General features: G+C 58.2%; 18 protein-coding genes and 1 pseudogene. 10 read left to right on the top strand and 9 right to left on the bottom strand.

Translation table 11 applies throughout. From position 1 onward, the window contains the following. Positions 1–56 precede the first annotated feature (56 nt). The 5 genes from PMI24_RS29665 to PMI24_RS00330 all read left to right on the top strand — a co-directional run bounded on the left by PMI24_RS29665 (position 57) and on the right by PMI24_RS00330 (position 2,465). Positions 57–251 (top strand): deaminase domain-containing protein, encoded by a 195-nt coding sequence (locus PMI24_RS29665; protein WP_081493546.1) that lies wholly within the window; start codon positions 57–59, stop codon positions 249–251. Further along, positions 242–610, top strand: a complete 369-nt coding sequence (locus PMI24_RS00345) for a hypothetical protein (RefSeq protein WP_157222924.1) — start codon at positions 242–244, stop codon at positions 608–610. The genes PMI24_RS29665 and PMI24_RS00345 overlap by 10 nt, the downstream gene beginning before the upstream one ends. A 147-nt stretch (positions 611–757) precedes the next feature. Continuing rightward, complete coding sequence (locus tag PMI24_RS00340) at positions 758–1,393, top strand: hypothetical protein (RefSeq protein ID WP_007950454.1); 636 nt, start codon at positions 758–760, stop codon at positions 1,391–1,393. 150 nt (positions 1,394–1,543) lie between these two features. Next, positions 1,544–2,005: a DUF2247 family protein gene (locus PMI24_RS00335; RefSeq protein WP_007950453.1), complete on the top strand. Its 462-nt coding sequence runs from the start codon at positions 1,544–1,546 to the stop codon at positions 2,003–2,005. 151 nt (positions 2,006–2,156) lie between these two features. After that, positions 2,157–2,465 carry a hypothetical protein gene (locus PMI24_RS00330; RefSeq protein ID WP_007950452.1) on the top strand — a complete coding sequence of 103 codons (309 nt, stop codon included), beginning with the start codon at positions 2,157–2,159 and terminating at the stop codon, positions 2,463–2,465. A gap of 102 nt (positions 2,466–2,567) precedes the next feature. On the opposite strand, the gene PMI24_RS00325 is transcribed toward PMI24_RS00330, so the two are convergent. Both PMI24_RS00325 and PMI24_RS00320 read right to left on the bottom strand, forming a co-directional pair. Beyond that, entirely contained in the window at positions 2,568–3,611 is a 1,044-nt protein-coding gene (locus PMI24_RS00325) for an LLM class flavin-dependent oxidoreductase (RefSeq protein ID WP_007950451.1), read from the bottom strand. Between the two features lie 67 nt (positions 3,612–3,678). Next, positions 3,679–4,164 carry a flavin reductase family protein gene (locus PMI24_RS00320; RefSeq protein ID WP_007950450.1) on the bottom strand — a complete coding sequence of 162 codons (486 nt, stop codon included), beginning with the start codon at positions 4,162–4,164 and terminating at the stop codon, positions 3,679–3,681. Between the two features lie 325 nt (positions 4,165–4,489). On the opposite strand from PMI24_RS00320, the gene PMI24_RS00315 reads away from it, so the two are divergent. Continuing rightward, entirely contained in the window at positions 4,490–5,896 is a 1,407-nt protein-coding gene (locus PMI24_RS00315) for a purine-cytosine permease family protein (RefSeq protein WP_007950449.1), read from the top strand. 252 nt (positions 5,897–6,148) lie between these two features. Beyond that, complete coding sequence (locus tag PMI24_RS00310) at positions 6,149–7,249, top strand: polyamine ABC transporter substrate-binding protein (protein WP_007950448.1); 1,101 nt, start codon at positions 6,149–6,151, stop codon at positions 7,247–7,249. Positions 7,250–7,291: 42 nt separating this feature from the next. Here PMI24_RS00310 and PMI24_RS00305 read toward each other — a convergent pair whose 3' ends face one another. Continuing rightward, positions 7,292–8,269 carry a TerC family protein gene (locus tag PMI24_RS00305; RefSeq protein WP_007950447.1) on the bottom strand — a complete coding sequence of 326 codons (978 nt, stop codon included), beginning with the start codon at positions 8,267–8,269 and terminating at the stop codon, positions 7,292–7,294. A 203-nt stretch (positions 8,270–8,472) separates the two neighbouring features. On the opposite strand from PMI24_RS00305, the gene PMI24_RS00300 reads away from it, so the two are divergent. Further along, complete coding sequence (locus tag PMI24_RS00300; protein ID WP_045121614.1) at positions 8,473–9,411, top strand: Dyp-type peroxidase; 939 nt, start codon at positions 8,473–8,475, stop codon at positions 9,409–9,411. Between the two features lie 36 nt (positions 9,412–9,447). Here the strand turns inward: PMI24_RS00300 and PMI24_RS00295 are convergent, their stop codons facing one another. Together PMI24_RS00295 and PMI24_RS00290 are read right to left on the bottom strand one after the other, a co-directional pair. Further along, positions 9,448–11,160 (bottom strand): amidase, encoded by a 1,713-nt coding sequence (locus PMI24_RS00295; protein ID WP_007950445.1) that lies wholly within the window; start codon positions 11,158–11,160, stop codon positions 9,448–9,450. Between the two features lie 138 nt (positions 11,161–11,298). After that, a complete protein-coding gene (locus tag PMI24_RS00290; RefSeq protein ID WP_007950444.1) occupies positions 11,299–12,087 on the bottom strand; it encodes an AraC family transcriptional regulator in 789 nt (262 codons plus the stop codon). 84 nt (positions 12,088–12,171) lie between these two features. On the opposite strand from PMI24_RS00290, the gene PMI24_RS00285 reads away from it, so the two are divergent. Beyond that, entirely contained in the window at positions 12,172–13,170 is a 999-nt protein-coding gene (locus tag PMI24_RS00285) for a bile acid:sodium symporter family protein (protein WP_007950443.1), read from the top strand. A gap of 15 nt (positions 13,171–13,185) precedes the next feature. On the opposite strand, the gene PMI24_RS00280 is transcribed toward PMI24_RS00285, so the two are convergent. Beyond that, positions 13,186–13,791 carry a LuxR C-terminal-related transcriptional regulator gene (locus PMI24_RS00280; protein ID WP_007950442.1) on the bottom strand — a complete coding sequence of 202 codons (606 nt, stop codon included), beginning with the start codon at positions 13,789–13,791 and terminating at the stop codon, positions 13,186–13,188. Between the two features lie 114 nt (positions 13,792–13,905). Between PMI24_RS00280 and PMI24_RS00275 the strand changes: the two genes are divergently transcribed. Beyond that, positions 13,906–15,543: an ATP-binding response regulator gene (locus PMI24_RS00275; RefSeq protein WP_007950441.1), complete on the top strand. Its 1,638-nt coding sequence runs from the start codon at positions 13,906–13,908 to the stop codon at positions 15,541–15,543. On the opposite strand, the gene yecR is transcribed toward PMI24_RS00275, so the two are convergent. The 3 genes and pseudogenes from yecR to PMI24_RS00260 all read right to left on the bottom strand — a co-directional run. Next, entirely contained in the window at positions 15,515–15,823 is a 309-nt protein-coding gene (gene yecR, locus PMI24_RS00270; RefSeq protein WP_007950440.1) for a YecR family lipoprotein, read from the bottom strand. The genes PMI24_RS00275 and yecR overlap by 29 nt on opposite strands. A 60-nt stretch (positions 15,824–15,883) precedes the next feature. Beyond that, complete coding sequence (locus PMI24_RS00265; RefSeq protein ID WP_007950439.1) at positions 15,884–16,198, bottom strand: hypothetical protein; 315 nt, start codon at positions 16,196–16,198, stop codon at positions 15,884–15,886. Between the two features lie 180 nt (positions 16,199–16,378). Next, a pseudogene (locus PMI24_RS00260) lies at positions 16,379–16,656 on the bottom strand (hypothetical protein); the annotation flags it as partial.

Here is a 16,656-nt window from a genome sequence, read left to right as displayed (position 1 = left end):
AAAGGAAAAGTGGACAGATTTATTCGATTAATAAATCTGTCCTTTTTTTGTCAGATATGGATACCGAGTTTAAAATTCTGGAAACGGTCGCCCAAAGGCTGGGGAGTAATAAGGGTGCGACAGGTAGGATAAATCTAATTTCCGAGAAAGATGTTTGCCCCAGTTGTACTGATGTTGTCAGACAGTTTCGTGATAGACATCCGAAAATTCAATTGAACGTATTTACGGTTGGGGGCCGAACGTGCGAGTAGATAGTCTATTTAATCAAGCTAAAAAAATGGTTGAGGGGCTCTACAGTTATGCAATGGATGAGCGGGGTTTTCGACCGGAACAAGCTTTTGCATATGTTCAGGATGAGGTCGAAAGCCTCATGAAAGCAGATGCGCCAGGTCCAAATGCAATCCTTCAAACCGCCATCTATGTAGAGGGTAATCGCCGTGGGTTAAAGCTATCGAAGGAAAGTCCATATGCAACGGGTATGTTGGAAATCCTGGCTGATGCATACAGTAAGTGTGCCGTCGGTGACTTTATTGAGGTTGGTGTTGATGAGGCTGAGCTAAGAGTGATTCAGTCGGATATGGAGCTTGTAAGAAATATTTTTCTAAATTAAATAAGAAAATAAAAAAGGGAGGCGGATTTGATATATGTAATGAATTTGCCTCCCTTTGGTCTCAAATGCCAATCGAGACGGTGAATGCGTGATCAAGGGTTGTGTGCCGGCCGACTATATTAAAATTGTGCAATAGAAGGTTTAGTCGTGGACCCAAGAACATATGAATTGCTCAATGGTATTCCAGAATATGCAGACTATGCCGCAGAGGCAGGAGATCTGGATGTTGAGGATATTTCACAGGATAGACTCGACTCTCTGAAAGAGCTGCTTCGTGAATCGAATGATGAAGTAGTACGATTTTATGCTGCAAAGCTGTTAACGAGCTGGGGCGCTCGTGAAGGCCTGGTCGCCTTGGAAGAGTTTATGAGTAAGCCTGAAGTTTTTGAAGGGCTATATGTTCACCGGTTACATGGTTATTATGATACCTATCGTCATATATTAATGGCGGTGACAATGTACTTTGCAAATGTCGCTGATAAAGAAGGGAAAGAAGTCGCAAGGGTACAGGTTTGCGATCTTCTTTTGAAGATTATTGCGTTGGCCGGAATGAGGCCTTTCGAGATTTCCGAAATGCTTCGCTTTGTTAAGCGTGAAAACTATATCGAATACGCTGTGCCACTAAAACAGTATCTTTTGTCGATAATTGATCGTCCAGAGGTGCATCGTTGGAAAATTTATGATGCTCTGGAATTTTTTATGACTTTCGATTCGGAGTTTTTCGTGTCTTTATTGAAAAGTAAAAATATGTCTATTGATGATTTTAGCCCCCCCCCCCCCTGAGTCAAAGCTAATGACGGTCTAGGTCAAGAAAGGGCAGAAAGGAAGGCAGAAAGGAAGGCAGAAAGAAGGCAGAAAGGGGTCAGAACTATTTAATAAAATAAATCTGACCCCTTTTTTGTTTTTTATGCTTTAAGAGATAGAGTGATAAAAATGGATGTAAAACAGGTAATGAAAGAGCTCGGATTTCTATCCTGGCTCGCGATTTTTATTGGGTTTCAACGAGGCTGGATGAACAGTCAAGAGGTAATCGCTTTCGCTAGTGACCAATATTTTTCAGGTAAAGGATCGGAAAACGATACTCTAGAAGAGTTGGTGAGCGCTCGCTATGTGAAGGAAAATGAAATAAAGGTAGCGTTGCTAATGCTAGCCGACAGCGATCTTGATGAAGAAACGGTGCTGGAAAGATGGCGGCTTGCTTGTCTCTTGAGTCTTTCCCATGCAGAACTTTCCGATGAGGAAAAAATCGCAAGACTTCAGGAGGTATATGCGGACTTTGATTATCCTGAAGATATGAGGTTTTGTAGTATTTACTCATTGGGTACGAAGGATCCATTAATTGTGATGTCAGAGGTCGTTCAGAAGCTTGAGAAAGAGCTGATCGGTGCTGGTTAATCAACAATTAAAGAGGATGGATTTATTTGATTAAATAAATCTGTCCCCTTTTTCTTAAAACATTGTATTTTCCGATCCTCAATGCAAGCTCTTAGCATAGTTTCGCCGTTGGATATTGAGCTCAGACACAATCCTGCTAATGGAGCGGTTGATGTGTAAACCCAAAAACTCACTGGTTGCAGCGCTTTTCAAGTATCGCCACGTGGTGGGTGTTGCCTTGTTGGCGGCGGCACTCATCAACGGTTATTTTCAGTTCAATGGCAGCTGGGGACGTTTTTTCACTGTGCTCGCGGTTCAGCTGTGGTTTGCGCAGGGGGTCTACTGCTATTTTTGCGGTGCGAGTATTTCAATTGCCCCAAGTGGATTGGGAAGAGATGCAGATCCTGAGTGGCGTGCTGCGTTGGCTGCCTTTGCCTTCTTTCTATACGCCGTATTTTTCTTTCTGGATTACCAGTATTAGCGACTGATCCGGCAGAGTCATCGTTGCCTCCATCCCTGAGCTGAACCCCAAATGAAAACGCCCCGAACATCTCGGGGCGTTTTTATTTGCCGGGCGGCAGGTCTATCTGAACGCCGGCACCACATGTTTGATAAACAGCTCCAGCGACTTCTTTTTCTCCGCATGCGGCAAGCTGTTGTCACACCAGAAGCTGAACTCATCCACCCCCAGTTCCTGGTAGTACTTGATCCGCGGAATGATCTCTTCCGGCGTGCCGATCATCGCCGTCTTGTGCAGGCTCTCCAGTTCAAACTCCGGACGTCCGGCAAACTTCTCTTCCGGGCTCGGGGCGAGGAAGCCGTTCACCGGCACTTCTTTGTTGCCGAACCAGGCATCGAACGTGCGATAAAAACGTGAGATGGCTTTAGCGCCAACCTTCCAGCCTTCCGGGTCATCCGCCGAGTGCACGTGGGTATGACGCAGCACCATCAATTGCGGACGCGGCACGTCCGGGTTGTTGTCCAGCGCCGTCTGGAATTTGTTCTTCAGATCGAGAACCTCTTCATCGCCCTTCATCAACGGCGTGACCATCACGTTGCAGCCGTTGGCCACGGCGAAGTTGTGCGAGTCCGGGTCGCGGGCGGCGATCCACATCGGCGGGTTCGGCTTCTGGATCGGTTTCGGCACGCTGGTGGAGGTGGGGAATTTCCAGATCTCGCCGTTGTGGGCGTAGTCGCCTTGCCACAGCGCGCGGACCACCGGGACCATTTCCCGTAGCGCCTGACCGCCGCTGGAGGCGGGCATGCCGCCGGCCATGCGATCGAATTCCACCTGATAGGCACCGCGCGCCAGGCCGACTTCCATCCGGCCGTTGCTGATCACGTCGAGCAAGGCACATTCACCGGCGACCCGCAGCGGATGCCAGAACGGCGCGATGATGGTGCCGGCGCCCAGGTGAATGGTGGTGGTCTTGGCCGCGAGGTAGGCCAGCAGCGGCATCGGGCTCGGCGAGATGGTGTATTCCATCGCGTGGTGTTCGCCGATCCACACGGTGCTGAAACCGCCGGCCTCGGCCATCAACGTCAGTTCGGTCAGGTCTTCGAACAGTTGACGGTGGCTGACGCTTTCGTCCCAGCGCTCCATGTGTACGAACAGGGAAAATTTCATGACGCTACCTCGAATCTCTTGTGGTCGGCCGGTCGCTTGCCGGCCTGTTTAAATGCAATCGTGCGGATCAGGCGAAGGCGGGAAGGGCGCCCATCTTGCCGTGGCAGTACACCAGCGGGCCGGCGTCCTGCTGAGGAACAATGAGGTTTTTCACCGCGCCGACCATGATCGCGTGGTCGCCGCCTTCGTATTCGCGCCACAGCTCACATTCGATGATAGCTGTCGCGTTGGCCAGGATCGGGTTGCCCAGTTCGCTCAGCGTCCACTCGATGCCCTGCGCCTTGTCCTTGCCTTTGCGGGCGAAGGCATAGGCTTCGCTCTGCTGGCCGCCGGACAGGACGTGAATGGCAAAGCGTTTGTTCTTGATCAGGACGGGATAGGAGTCGGAGCTGTAGTTGGGGCAGAACAGCACCAGGGCGGGGTCCATCGACAGCGAGCTGAAGGCGCTGGCGGTCAGGCCGACGATCTGGCCGTCGTCATCCAGCGTGGTGATGACGGTAACCCCGGACGGGAACGAGCCCATGACTTGTTTGTAGACGGCAGCATCGATCATTGGTCAATCCTCGAGTGCGGTGAAGCGTGTTTTTATGTGTTTATGGGTCTGATGGTATACCGTAATACATCGATTGCAAGCGCTTTTTTGGTGAAACGATAAACGTGGTTCATCCGTCGGAAACTCAGCATTTACGGGGCTTTGCTCTAGCCGTGAACGCTGGGTATCGGGGAGGATGCCGGATCAGATGCCGTCGCAAACAGCGGATCAGTCTTGTGAAAATGTTGGAATACCATAATATGGTCTGCATCTGAGGGGCGGCCAAGAAGCACCCCCGGTTTGGCTTCATACAACGATAAGAACAGACCCAATCGAGTTCATTTTTATGTCCCAGATGTCCCGGCAAGATCCGTTGATCGAGAATCACACGGTCGACTACGTCCCACTCGCGGAACGCCACGGGAAGGCCCGCGACCTTTTCACCCTTTGGTTCAGCACCAACATTGCGCCACTGCCCATTGTCACCGGCGCCATGGTGGTTCAGGTGTTTCATCTCGACCTGTTCTGGGGGCTGCTGGCGATTGCGCTGGGGCACATGATTGGCGGCGTGGTGATCGCGCTGGCGTCGGCGCAAGGCCCGCGCATGGGCATTCCGCAAATGGTCCAGAGTCGCGGTCAGTTCGGGCGTTACGGTGCGCTGTTGATCGTGTTCTTCGCGGCGATCATCTATATCGGCTTTTTCATTTCCAACATCGTGCTGGCCGGCAAATCCATCGTCGGCATTGCGCCGTCGGTGCCGGCGCCGCTCAGCATCCTGATCGGCGCCCTCAGCGCCACGGCCATTGGCGTGATCGGCTACAACTTCATTCACACGCTTAACCGCATCGGCACCTGGGTGATGGGCAGCGCGCTGCTCGCCGGGTTCATCTACATCTTTGCCCATGAGTTGCCGGCGGACTTCTTTACCCGGGGCAGCTTCAACCTGTCCGGATGGCTGGCGACGGTGTCGCTGGGGATCATCTGGCAGATCAGCTTTTCGCCGTATGTCTCGGATTACTCCCGCTACCTGCCGGCGGACATTGGGATCGGCAAGCCATTTATCGCTACTTATCTTGGCGCCACGCTGGGCACCATTCTGTCGTTCACCTTCGGCGCGGTGGCGGTGCTGGCGACCCCGGAAGGCACCGAAGCCATGGCGGCGGTCAAGCAGTCGACCGGTTGGCTGGGGCCGATTCTGATGGTGCTGTTCCTGCTCAATATCATCAGCCACAACGCGCTGAATCTGTATGGCGCGGTGCTGTCGATCATCACCTCGATCCAGACCTTCGCCAGCCAATGGACGCCGAGCATCAAGGTGCGGGTGATGTTGTCGAGCGTGGTGCTGGCGGGTTGCTGCCTGGTGGCGCTAGGCGCGTCGGCGGATTTCATTTCTGAGTTCATCGGTTTGATTCTGGCGTTGCTATTGGTGCTGGTGCCGTGGGCTTCGATCAACCTGATCGACTTCTACCTGATCAAGCGCGGCAGCTATGACATTGCCTCGATCTTCCGCGCCGACGGCGGCATTTATGGGCGTTTCAACCTGCACGCGATCATTGCCTATTTCATCGGCATCATCGTGCAGCTGCCGTTCGCCAACACGTCGTTGTATGTCGGGCCGTACGCCAATCTGGTGGAAGGCGCGGACCTGTCGTGGCTGGTCGGCCTGATCGTGACATGCCCGCTGTATTACTGCCTGGCGACCCGCGGGCAGACGCAGCAGAGCAGGGCGGCGCGGTTGGGATTTACCGACTGATCCTTCGCAGGCTATTCAGACAATGCCCGGCACTTCGTCGGGCATTGTTGTTTCCGCATCCCGGCGGTCACGCAAATTGGCCATTTCGATCCCCTTTTGGCCAACGGGCTACTGTGCCGCGTCTACGCTGTCAGGAAGAATCGAAGCCACAATTAAATGCTGCACCTTCCTTGCCCTTGGCTGATTTGCAAGCCGCTGCCGTGTACAGAACATAAAAACCATCGACTCACGCTGCATTCGGGGAAACACAACATGGTCACGATGAAACGCATTCTGGGCGCCACTGTTTTCGGGCTGACGCTGCTGGCCAGCGCCGTACAGGCCGAACAGCGCGAACTGCGGGTGTACAACTGGGCGGATTACATCCTGCCGTCGGTGCCCAAGGATTTCGCCGCCAAAAGCAACATCAAAGTGACCTGGGACACCTTCGACACCAACGAATCCCTTGAAGCGAAACTGCTCACCGGCAACTCCGGCTATGACCTGGTGGTGCCGTCGAACCAGTTCCTCGATACCCAGATCAAGGCCGGCGTGTTCCAGAAACTCGACAAGTCCAAACTGCCGAACTGGAGTCACCAAGACCCGGCGCTGCTCAAGTTGCTCGACGTCAACGACCCCGGCAATCAGTACGGCGTGCCGTACATGGTTGGCACCGTGCTGATCGGTTTCAACCCGGCCAAGGTCAAGGCTGCACTCGGCGAGAATGCGCCGGTGGACAGTTGGGATCTGGTGTTCAAACCGGAGAACATGGAAAAGCTGAAATCCTGCGGCGTGGCGATGCTCGATTCGCCGACGGAAATCCTGCCGCTGGCCTTGCATTACCTGGGCCTGGACCCGAACAGCCAGAACCCGGCCGACTATGAAAAAGCCAAGGACCTGATGCTCAAGGTTCGCCCTTACGTCACCTACTTCAACTCGGCCAAGTACATGACCGACATCGCCAACGGCGACATCTGCGTGGCCATCGGTTACTCCGGCAGCTTCTACCAGTTCGGCAACCGCGCCAAAGAAGCGAAAAACGGCGTAGTGGTCGACTGGCGCCTGCCGAAGGAAGGCGCGCCGATCTGGTTCGACACCTTCGCCATTCCGAAGAGCGCGAAGAACGTCGAAGAGGCCCACGAGTTCCTCAACAACCTGCTGGATCCGAAGGTCATTGCTTCGATCAGTGACTTCCTCGGTTACCCGAATGCCAACAAGGATTCGCTGCCGCTGATCAACAAGGAAATCACCGGCAACCCGAACCTGACACCGACTAGCGAAGCGCTGAAGAAGCTGTACGTGGTGCAGCCGTTGCCACAGAAACTGGAGCGGGTGCGGACGCGGGTGTGGACCAGCATCAAGTCGGATAAATAAGCCCAAAACCGAGGGAGCGAACCACGTTCGCTCCCTCGGCTGTTATTTCGCCTGACTTTCTTCGGGCGACTTGTCCTTCGTCAGGATCAGACTCAGCACCACCGACGCCAGAATCAGCCCGCCGACAATCGCCAGCGACCACTCCACCGGCATGTGAAACCACGGCATCGCCGTCATCTTCCCGCCGATGAATACCAGCACCAGCGCCAGTCCGTATTTGAGCAGATGGAAACGGTCGGCCATGTCCGCCAGCAAAAAGTACAGCGCCCGCAGCCCCATGATCGCGAAGATGTTCGAAGTGAAAATGATGAACGGATCCGTCGTTACTGCGAAGATCGCCGGGATGCTGTCGACCGCGAACATCAGGTCGCTGGCCTCGATCAGCACCAGCACCAGAAACATCGGCGTGGCCCAACGCACACCGTTCTGCAGCACAAAAAACCGCTCGCCGTGAAAGCCGTTGGTGATCCGCAGGTGCCCGCGCACCCAGCGCAGCAGCGGGTTGTTATCGAGGTCCGGTTGCTGCTCGGCGAACACCAGCATCTTGATCCCGGTGATGATCAGGAACACACCGAACACATACAGCAGCCACGTGAACTGCGACACCAGCCATACGCCGGCGAAGATCATCGCCGCGCGCATCACGATTGCCCCGAGCACGCCGTACAGCAGCACCCGGCGCTGCAACTCCGGCGGCACGGCGAAGTAGCTGAAGATCATCACGAAGACGAACATGTTATCGATCGACAGCGACTGCTCGATCAGGTAACCGGTGAGGAATTCCAGAGTCTTGACCTTGGCGATTTCGGGACCGAATTCGCCGTTGAGATACCACCAGAGCAATCCGGCGAAGGCCATCGCCAGCATGCACCAGGCGATTACCCAGGACGAGGCTTCACGTACCGAGACCCGATGCGCCTTGCGCCCGCCGAAGACGAACAGGTCGACGGCCAGCATGGCGAGGACAAAAACGATGAAGGCGACCCACATCCAGGGTTCGCCGATGTTGATGGGGTGCATGCCGTTCTCCCTGTCTTTATGTTTTTCGGGGTAGACGGGGCCATGCTAGTAGGAGCCTTCCGACAAAGAAAAATCGTTTATTTCGTGGGTATTGTTCGTTAAAAGCGAAGTGTCGAATGACGCGGGCAGGCGCGGGTAATACTTCATTCAACACTTCTTTGCTAACCTCGCTGTCGAGTCAGTCCACCACTTAGGGAGCTACGATCATCGACACGCCAGATCCTCAAGCCGTCTGCAGCCCGATCACCAGCGCTGCCATCTTCATCGTGGCGACCCTCAACGCCGAGGCCGATGCCGCCGAAAAAGTCCGCGGCTGGTGCGCCGATATCGCAGGGCTGACGCGCTCGGTTGGCAAGCGCGTTCCTTCGGGCAACCTGTCCTGCGTTTGCGGGTTTTCTTCCAGCGCGTGGGATCGTCTGTTCGGCAGTCCACGCCCGGCGTCCTTGCATGACTTTCGCGAATTCGGTGTAGAAGGGCGGCGCGCCGTTTCCACGCCTGGCGATCTGTTGCTGCACATTCGGGCCGATCAGATGGACCTGTGTTTCGAACTGGCGACGCAGTTGATGTCGGCGCTGGACGGCGCCGTAACGGTGACCGACGAGGTGCAGGGTTTCCGCTATTTCGACATGCGCAGCATCATCGGTTTTGTCGACGGCACGGAAAATCCGGTCGGTCGCAAAGCCGAGCATTTCACCCTCGTGGGCGATGAAGATCAGGTGTTTAGTGGTGGCAGTTACGTGCTGGTGCAGAAGTACCTGCACAACATGAAGGCGTGGAACGATTTGTCGGTCGAAGCGCAGGAGCGGGTGATCGGGCGCACCAAACTGTCCGATATCGAGCTGGACGATTCGGTCAAACCGAGCAATTCCCACAGCGCCTTGACGACCATCACCAAGGACGGCGAAGAGGTGAAAATCCTGCGCGACAACATGCCGTTCGGCCGGCCCGGTGCGGGGGAGTTCGGCACTTATTTCATTGGTTATGCGCGTTCGCCGGAGCCGCTGGAGCAGATGCTGGAAAACATGTTTGTCGGCAAACCACCCGGCAATTACGACCGGTTGCTGGACTTCAGCACCGCGGTCACGGGCAGTCTGTTCTTTGTGCCTTCGGCGGATTTACTGGAAGAGTTGGCAGAAAGATAAAGAAAAAGGCGGGATCGAAAGATCCCGCCTTTTTTATTACTTGCCGGTTGCCAGTGCTGGCGTACGCGGCGGCACCAAACGCTTGGAGCCAGTCGCTTCGAACGCCGCTGCCAGACGCAGCAATGTCGAATCGTCATAGGCCCGCCCGGCAAACGTCAGCCCCACCGGCATGCCGATGTCGGCCATCACGCCCATCGGCACGGTGACGGTCGGCACGCCGAGGTGGCGGATTGCGAGGTTGCCGTTGGCGACCCAGATGCCGTTGCTCCAGGCGATGTCCGCCGAGGCCGGGTTGACGTCGGCGTCGGCCGGGCCCACGTCGGCGTTGGTCGGGAACAGCACGGCGTCGAGGCCGAGGCGATCCATCCAGTCTTCGAGGTCGAGCTTGCGGGTCTTCTCCAGGCCGCGCAGGCCGTCCGGCAGCGTCGGGATCTGATCCCACGGCGTGATACCGCGTTCGGCCATGCGCACGTATTCGTCCATGCCGGCGGCGAGGTCGCCTTCACGGTTGGGCAGGGTGCCCGGGTCGTGCGGGAAGATTTTCGGCCCGTCGACGTCTGCCAGACGGTTGAGTTTCGGGTCGCCGTTGGCGCGCAGGAAATCATCGAAGGCCCAGGCCGACAGGTCCCACAGTTCGTGGTGCATGAACTCTTTGGAGACGATGCCGCGATTGAACACGGTCGGCGCGCCCGGACGATCGCCTTCGCAGTTGGAGACCAGCGGGAAATCTACTTCGATCACTTCGGCGCCGGCGGCTTCGAGGGCCTGACGGGCCTGTTTCCACAAATCGATCACCGAGGCACGGGTGTTAATGCGTTGCCCGGTCGGGCCGCCGATGCCCGGCTCGTCGCTGGTGCCGGCTTCAGGGTCGGCGTTGATGTACATGCGCGGCACGCCCAGGCGTTTGCCGGCCAGTGCATCACTTTTCACGGCGAGTTCAAGATAGGAAGCAGGGCGCACCGAGGCGACGCTCGGGATCGGCACCCACGGTTGCAGGCGCCACAGGTCGCCACGGGTGTCGGTGTCTTCGGCGACCACCACGTCGAGCACTTCCAGCAGGTCAGCCATGGTGCGCGCGTAAGGCACTACCACGTCCATGGTTGGCGTCAGCGGCCAGTTGCCGCGTACCGAGATCACCCCGCGCGACGGTGTGTAGGCGCACAGGCCGTTGTTCGACGCCGGGCCGCGACCGCTCGACCAGGTTTCTTCCGCCAGACCGAATGCCGAGAAGCTGGCAGCGGTGGCGGTGCCGGCACCGTTGGAGGAGCCGGAAGCAAACGGCGCGGTCAGGTAATCAGCGTTGTACGGGCTTTCCGCCCGGCCATAGACGCCACGCTGCATCCCGCCATTGGCCATCGGCGGCATGTTGGTCTTGCCCAGGCAGATCGCGCCGCCCGCACGCAGGCGTTCGATGGTGAACGCGTCGCGCTGGGCCACCAGATCGGCGAAGGCCGGGCTGCCGGACGCGGCGGTCAGGTCTTTGACCAGATAGCTGTCTTTGGCGGTGTAGGGGATGCCGTCGAGCGGACCGAGGGTTGCGCCCTTGGCACGACGGGCATCGGAAGCTTGCGCTTCTTTCAGCGCTTCAGGGTTGCGCACGATCACTGCGTTCAGGGCAGTGGCGGTGTCCGGACCGTCAAAGGCGTCGATGCGCGCCAGGTAGGCCTGGACCAGTTCAACCGCGGTGGTCTGGCCGGATTCGAGCGCCGCGCGCAATTGGGCAATGGAAACTTCAGTGACTTCGATCATGCTGTTACCGCCGACAGGTTCGCTAAAGGGTGGTTGATCATTGTTATCGTCGAAAGATGTCAAAGATTCTTGATGGGCGAAACTCTACCCTGAAATTTGCCCAATGGCATGCATAAAGTCGATAAATATCGGTTAATTTCATCGGAAAAACTCTCCCGGTGTCTCGCCGAACTGTTGGCGAAACGCCGCGATAAAGGCCGACGTCGAGTCATAACCACAAGCCAAAGCCACGTCGGTGACGCGTTCTCCGCGTTCCAGCGGTGTCAGCGCACCTAGCAGACGCAGGCGCTGGCGCCAGGTGCGGAAGGTCAAACCAGTGTCGCGCAGGAACAGCCGAGTCAGAGTTTTCTCGGTTACGCCGAATTTTTCGCTCCAGTGGGCCAGGGTGGTCTGCTGTTCCGGATGTTGCTCCAGACTCTGATAGATCTGGCGCAAGCGACTGTCCTGCGGCAATGGCAGCATCAGATCGATGGGCGGGGCATCGGCCAGTTGATCGAGGATCACCTGGGCCAGACGCCCGTGCGGGCCGCTCTGGTCATATTCGACAGGAATCTGACTGAAGGCCCGGATCAGTTCACGCAAAAGATCACTGACCCCGAGCACATGACAACGCTCCGGCGCCCAATTGGCGACACTGCAATCGATATACAGACTGCGCATTTCGGTGTGCGGTGAACTGAATACCCGATGCGGCACACCCGCCGGAATCCACACCGCCCGCTCCGGTGGCGCAACGAAACGACCGACGGCGGTCTGCACTTCGAGTACGCCCTGAATCGCGTAGGACAACTGCACCCACGGATGACTGTGACGTCGGGTCAGCGCGCGATTGGGCAGCGATTCGGTGCGTCCGTAGAGCGGGCGCGGCAGGCTGGGCAGACCGGGAATGCTGCGTCTGACGCTCTTGTCGTGTCCTTTTGGCGGCATCTGTGGGTTCTTCGGCGTTAGTCGGTAATTTCCAGTCACGTTAGAGTCGCTTCCACGTACTGGCAACCCCCGGATGAACAAACCATGACGCGCCCACGATTTTTGCCCGACAACTTCACCCTGACCCTGATCGGCGTGGTGCTGCTGGCTAGCTTCCTGCCCGCCAGCGGCCAGGTCGCCACCGGTTTCGGCTGGCTGACCAACATCGCCATCGCGCTGCTGTTTTTCCTGCACGGCGCCAAGCTTTCGCGGGAATCAATCATCGCCGGCGCCGGCCACTGGCGCCTGCATTTGCTGGTGTTCGGCCTGACCTTTGTCCTGTTCCCGCTACTGGGGCTGGCGCTCAAGCCGCTGTTGTCACCGCTGATCGGCGATCAGCTGTACATGGGCATGCTTTACCTGTGTGCGTTGCCGGCCACGGTGCAGTCGGCGATTGCTTTCACCTCGCTGGCGCGGGGCAATATTCCGGCAGCGATCTGCAGCGCGGCGGCGTCCAGTCTGTTCGGGATTTTCCTCACGCCGCTGCTGGTGACGCTGCTGCTCAACGTCCACGGTGACGGCGGCTCGACCCTCGACGCGATCGTGAAAATCAGCGTGCAATTGCTGCTGCCATTTATTGCCGGTCAGATTGCCCGTCGCTGGATCGGCGCCTGGGTCGGTCGCAACAAGAACTGGCTGAAATTCGTCGATCAGGGCTCGATTCTGCTGGTGGTTTACGGCGCGTTCAGCGAAGCGGTGAACGAGGGTATCTGGCACCAGATTCCGGTGATCGACCTGCTGGGGCTGGTGGTTGTCTGCTGCATTCTGCTGGCGCTGGTGCTACTGGCGTCCACCGTGCTGGGCAAGTTGTTCGGTTTCAATCTGGAAGACCGCATCACCATTCTGTTCTGCGGCTCGAAAAAGAGTCTGGCCACCGGTGTGCCGATGGCGCAGGTGCTGTTTGCCGGCAGCACGATCGGCGTGCTGATTCTGCCGCTGATGCTGTTCCATCAGATTCAACTGATGGTCTGCGCGGTGCTGGCGCAGCGCTATGCGAAGCGGCAGGAATCGGTGCCTGAACTGATGGCCCAGGTCGATCCTTGATCTCGACTTCCAGCGCTAACCCGCACCGGAATACTTGACTGCCGCCGCTGCCCGCGACGGCACGTTGAGCACCCGCAACAACGACGACACATGAATCCGCACCGTGAACGGCGAAATATCCAGTTCACGGGCGATTTCCTTGTTGGTCTTGCCCTGGGCGATCAGCCGCAGCACCTCTTGCTGACGCGGGGTGAGGGCAGTGCCGGTGTCCAGCGGCAGCAGGCCGGACGGGGCGAATTTCACCAGTACCTCACCTTCACGAATCGCCCGGATCGCCTGACCGATCTCGTCGGGGGCGATATTCTTGCCGATAAAACCATCGATGCCGGCCGCCATGACCTCGCCGATCAGCGCCTCGTCATCGACCATCGACACCACAATCAGCGTGGTTCGCGGCAAACGCCGGCGCAGTTCCGCGAGCTGGCTGACACAGGTCAGGCCGGGAAAACGCAGGTCGAGGATCAAGGTGTCGGGCTCGTCGCCGGCCGGCAGCAGGGCGAGCACGCTGTCGAGGTCGCCGGCTTCTTCGATCAGGGCTTCGGGCAGCAAACGCTGGACGGTGCGCAGCAGCGCTTCGCGAAACAACGGGTGATCGTCGGCTATGATGATTCGGCACGCCATGGCAAAACCCTCCCTGGGTCAGCATTTCTCACGGCATGCACCTTAGCACCGGGCGAAGGCATTGCCTGTTGATTCGTGCTGTTTATGACGACTGCCGCACAAGGACGTTCCCCCATGAAGTTCGAAAAGAACACCGAGCTCGACCAGGCCAATCTGCGCATCATCATCGCCAGCATCGCGCTGGTTTACATGGCTGTGCTCGGTTTCCTGCCGGGCCAGCGCTTCGATACCTATCTGCCGGTGGTCACCTACATTTCCCTTTTTCTGCTGGCCTCCGTCGTGCTGCGCCAGGCCATCGTGCGCTGGCCGGGGCATTATCCGGCGCGGCGGATTTTCGGCATTCTTCACGATTACACCGGCACCAGTTTCGGGCTGGTGGTCGGCGGCGAGGCGGCGTTGCCCATTTATGCCGTCATGGTCTGGGTCAACCTCGGCAACGGCATGCGCTACGGCTCGCGCTACCTGGCGATTGCCACGGTGCTGGCATTGCTGGCGCTGCTGGCGGTCTATCGGTTGACGCCGTACTGGCAGGCGCAACCGTTCATGGTGTTGATGCTGATGATCACCAGCACGGTGATTCCGGTGTATGCGCACCTGCTGCTGGAGCGTACGCGCAAGGCATCGGAAGAAGCGGTCGCTGCGAACCTTGAGAAGTCGCGTTTCCTGGCTCAGGCCAGTCATGACCTGCGTCAGCCGATCCATTCCATCGGCCTGTTTACCGCATGCCTGCGCGAGTCGCGGCTGGGCGAAGAGGAGCGGCGGCTGGTGGACAGCATCGACCGTTCGCTGCTCAACGTGTCGCAGCTGTTTCGTTCGATTCTCGATCTCTACACCCTCGACAACGGGCGGATTCTGCCCCGGTTGCAGACGCTTGAGCTGGGTGAATGGCTGGCGGATCTGATCCGCCAGAACGCCGAAGCCGCACGCTGGGCGGGTGTCGAACTGCGCTTGCTGCCTTGCGAACACTGGGTGCGCACCGATCCGGCGCTGCTCGCGACGATGGTGCAGAACGTGCTCTCCAACTGCTTCAAATACGGGGCGCACCGGCCGGTGCTGATCGGTGTGCGCAAGCGCGGCGCAGGGTTGGCCATCGCGATCTATGACCGCGGCAACGGCATCGCCGAAGAGCATTTGCCCAAGGTGTTCGAGGAGTTTTATCGGGTTCGCCAGCTGCGCGACAAGGACGTCGAAGGCGTGGGCCTGGGGCTGTCGATTGTCCGGCGTCTGGGGCAGTTGATCGGTATCGATGTTGCGATCCGCTCACGGCTGGGGCATGGCACGGCGGTGACCTTGCATGGACTGCCACTCGCGCCGCCGCAGGTGCCGGTCAATCGGGAGGAGGCTCGGCAGGTCGGTTTGCTGACGGGGTTGAAGGTGTGTCTGGTGGAGGATGATCGCAACGTTCTGTTGGCGACTTCTGCGTTGCTGGAGCGCTGGGGCTGCGTCGTGCAGGCTGAGCTGAGCGGGCAGGGGCTGGTCACGGACTGCGACATCATCGTCGCCGACTATGACCTCGGCTCCCACAGCACCGGCATCGAGTGCATCGATGAGGTTCGCCGTCAGCGCGGTTATGCGGTGCCGGCCATGATCATCACCGGGCATGACATCGAAAAAATCCAGGCGGCCCTGCATGATCGGCAGATCGCCATTCTGTCCAAACCGGTACGCCCGGCCGAGCTGCGCGCGACCTTGCGTGCGCTGCGCGACCGGCAGACCGAAGCGGTCAGCGCTTACACAGATAGTCCTGCGTGATGGTGGTTTGCAGGCAGTTGTACTGACCCATGGTGCGGCAGATGTTTTTCTCCGAGCCCGAGACTTCGGCGCTCTTGTAGCCCCAGACCTTGCAACGGCCTTCAGCCGTGGCCAACCCTTGAGCGGCGGAGGTTTGCCCGCTCTCGAACTGGCCCAGTTCATAGGAGACCTGGACAACGCCGTCGGTCTTGCTGCCGCCGGTGGCTTCCCATTGCTTGGGGGTGGCGCAGCCGGTCAGAACGACGGCCGCGAGGCTGAGGGTGGCGATGAGTGTTTTCATGATCGAGCGGTATCCTTTACCGGGTGAGACGAGGCGTTGGTACGGTTTTTCTGCGCCGGATTACTGGTACGGAATCGGTGACGCACCTTTGGGCAGGCAAGACAGGGGAGGCGTCATGATGCCCATGCTGGCGACCGCCATGATTACGCCGCTGGGCTGCTCGCAGTTGTATTCGCCGGCGGCGGTGTAGGCCGTGTAATAGGTGAGGGTGCTGTCGTTGCGTACGTTGGCGATTTTACTGACCGGCTGGCCAATGACCGTCTGGGCACGTTCTTTCATGCTGTCTTCGGTGGGTTTTACGGTCTGGCAACCGGCGGCGCCGAGGAGCAGGGCACTGAGGACTGTGATTCTGGCAAGGCTGAAGTGCGGTTTCATGGTGTTTCTTCCTTGGTGTTGTTGTTTTTCCAGGCACAACGATCCCGCGCACTGCACAGCGGCAATGTTGGGGAGCGTCAGGGGTTGCGAGGGAATATAACGCCAGGGATCGGGGTGGTCGATTAGCACAAATGTGCTAGTGCGGCGCAACCAGCGGTGGGCTGGTTGCGCCGATAGCGATTATTGAGGGCTGTTGAACTGGTCGGAATAGCTGCCGCTCATGAGGGCGGAAGCGACTTGGTCCGAACCGACGCCTGCGCGGGAGTAGGCGAGCCGGTTGGCACCGACCTTGTCTGCGCCATCGGCGGCGAGGGCGCCAGCGCCGACGTGGTCGGAGCCGTCAGAGGCAACGGCGCCAGCGCCGACGTGATCGGAGCCGTCAGAGGCAACTGCGCCGGCGCCGACGTGGTCGGAGCCGTCAGAAGCGACTGCTCCAGCGCCAACGTGGTCGGAGCCGT

The organism is Pseudomonas sp. GM25 (genome assembly GCF_000282255.1).
In the GTDB taxonomy this organism is placed as follows: domain Bacteria; phylum Pseudomonadota; class Gammaproteobacteria; order Pseudomonadales; family Pseudomonadaceae; genus Aquipseudomonas; species Aquipseudomonas aphyarum.
This window is presented reverse-complemented; position numbering and strand designations above follow the sequence as displayed.

Bases quoted from the DNA above. Each gene is read 5' to 3' on its own strand.
- PMI24_RS29665 (WP_081493546.1), top strand. From the start codon at position 57: ATGGATACCGAGTTTAAAATTCTGGAAACGGTCGCCCAAAGGCTGGGG.
- PMI24_RS00335 (WP_007950453.1), top strand. From the start codon at position 1,544: ATGGATGTAAAACAGGTAATGAAAGAGCTCGGATTTCTATCCTGGCTC.
- PMI24_RS00330 (WP_007950452.1), top strand. From the start codon at position 2,157: ATGTGTAAACCCAAAAACTCACTGGTTGCAGCGCTTTTCAAGTATCGC.
- PMI24_RS00325 (WP_007950451.1), bottom strand. From the start codon at position 3,611: ATGAAATTTTCCCTGTTCGTACACATGGAGCGCTGGGACGAAAGCGTC.
- PMI24_RS00320 (WP_007950450.1), bottom strand. From the start codon at position 4,164: ATGATCGATGCTGCCGTCTACAAACAAGTCATGGGCTCGTTCCCGTCC.
- PMI24_RS00315 (WP_007950449.1), top strand. From the start codon at position 4,490: ATGTCCCAGATGTCCCGGCAAGATCCGTTGATCGAGAATCACACGGTC.
- PMI24_RS00310 (WP_007950448.1), top strand. From the start codon at position 6,149: ATGGTCACGATGAAACGCATTCTGGGCGCCACTGTTTTCGGGCTGACG.
- PMI24_RS00305 (WP_007950447.1), bottom strand. From the start codon at position 8,269: ATGCACCCCATCAACATCGGCGAACCCTGGATGTGGGTCGCCTTCATC.
- PMI24_RS00295 (WP_007950445.1), bottom strand. From the start codon at position 11,160: ATGATCGAAGTCACTGAAGTTTCCATTGCCCAATTGCGCGCGGCGCTC.
- PMI24_RS00290 (WP_007950444.1), bottom strand. From the start codon at position 12,087: ATGCCGCCAAAAGGACACGACAAGAGCGTCAGACGCAGCATTCCCGGT.
- PMI24_RS00285 (WP_007950443.1), top strand. From the start codon at position 12,172: ATGACGCGCCCACGATTTTTGCCCGACAACTTCACCCTGACCCTGATC.
- PMI24_RS00280 (WP_007950442.1), bottom strand. From the start codon at position 13,791: ATGGCGTGCCGAATCATCATAGCCGACGATCACCCGTTGTTTCGCGAA.
- PMI24_RS00275 (WP_007950441.1), top strand. From the start codon at position 13,906: ATGAAGTTCGAAAAGAACACCGAGCTCGACCAGGCCAATCTGCGCATC.
- yecR (WP_007950440.1), bottom strand. From the start codon at position 15,823: ATGAAAACACTCATCGCCACCCTCAGCCTCGCGGCCGTCGTTCTGACC.
- PMI24_RS00265 (WP_007950439.1), bottom strand. From the start codon at position 16,198: ATGAAACCGCACTTCAGCCTTGCCAGAATCACAGTCCTCAGTGCCCTG.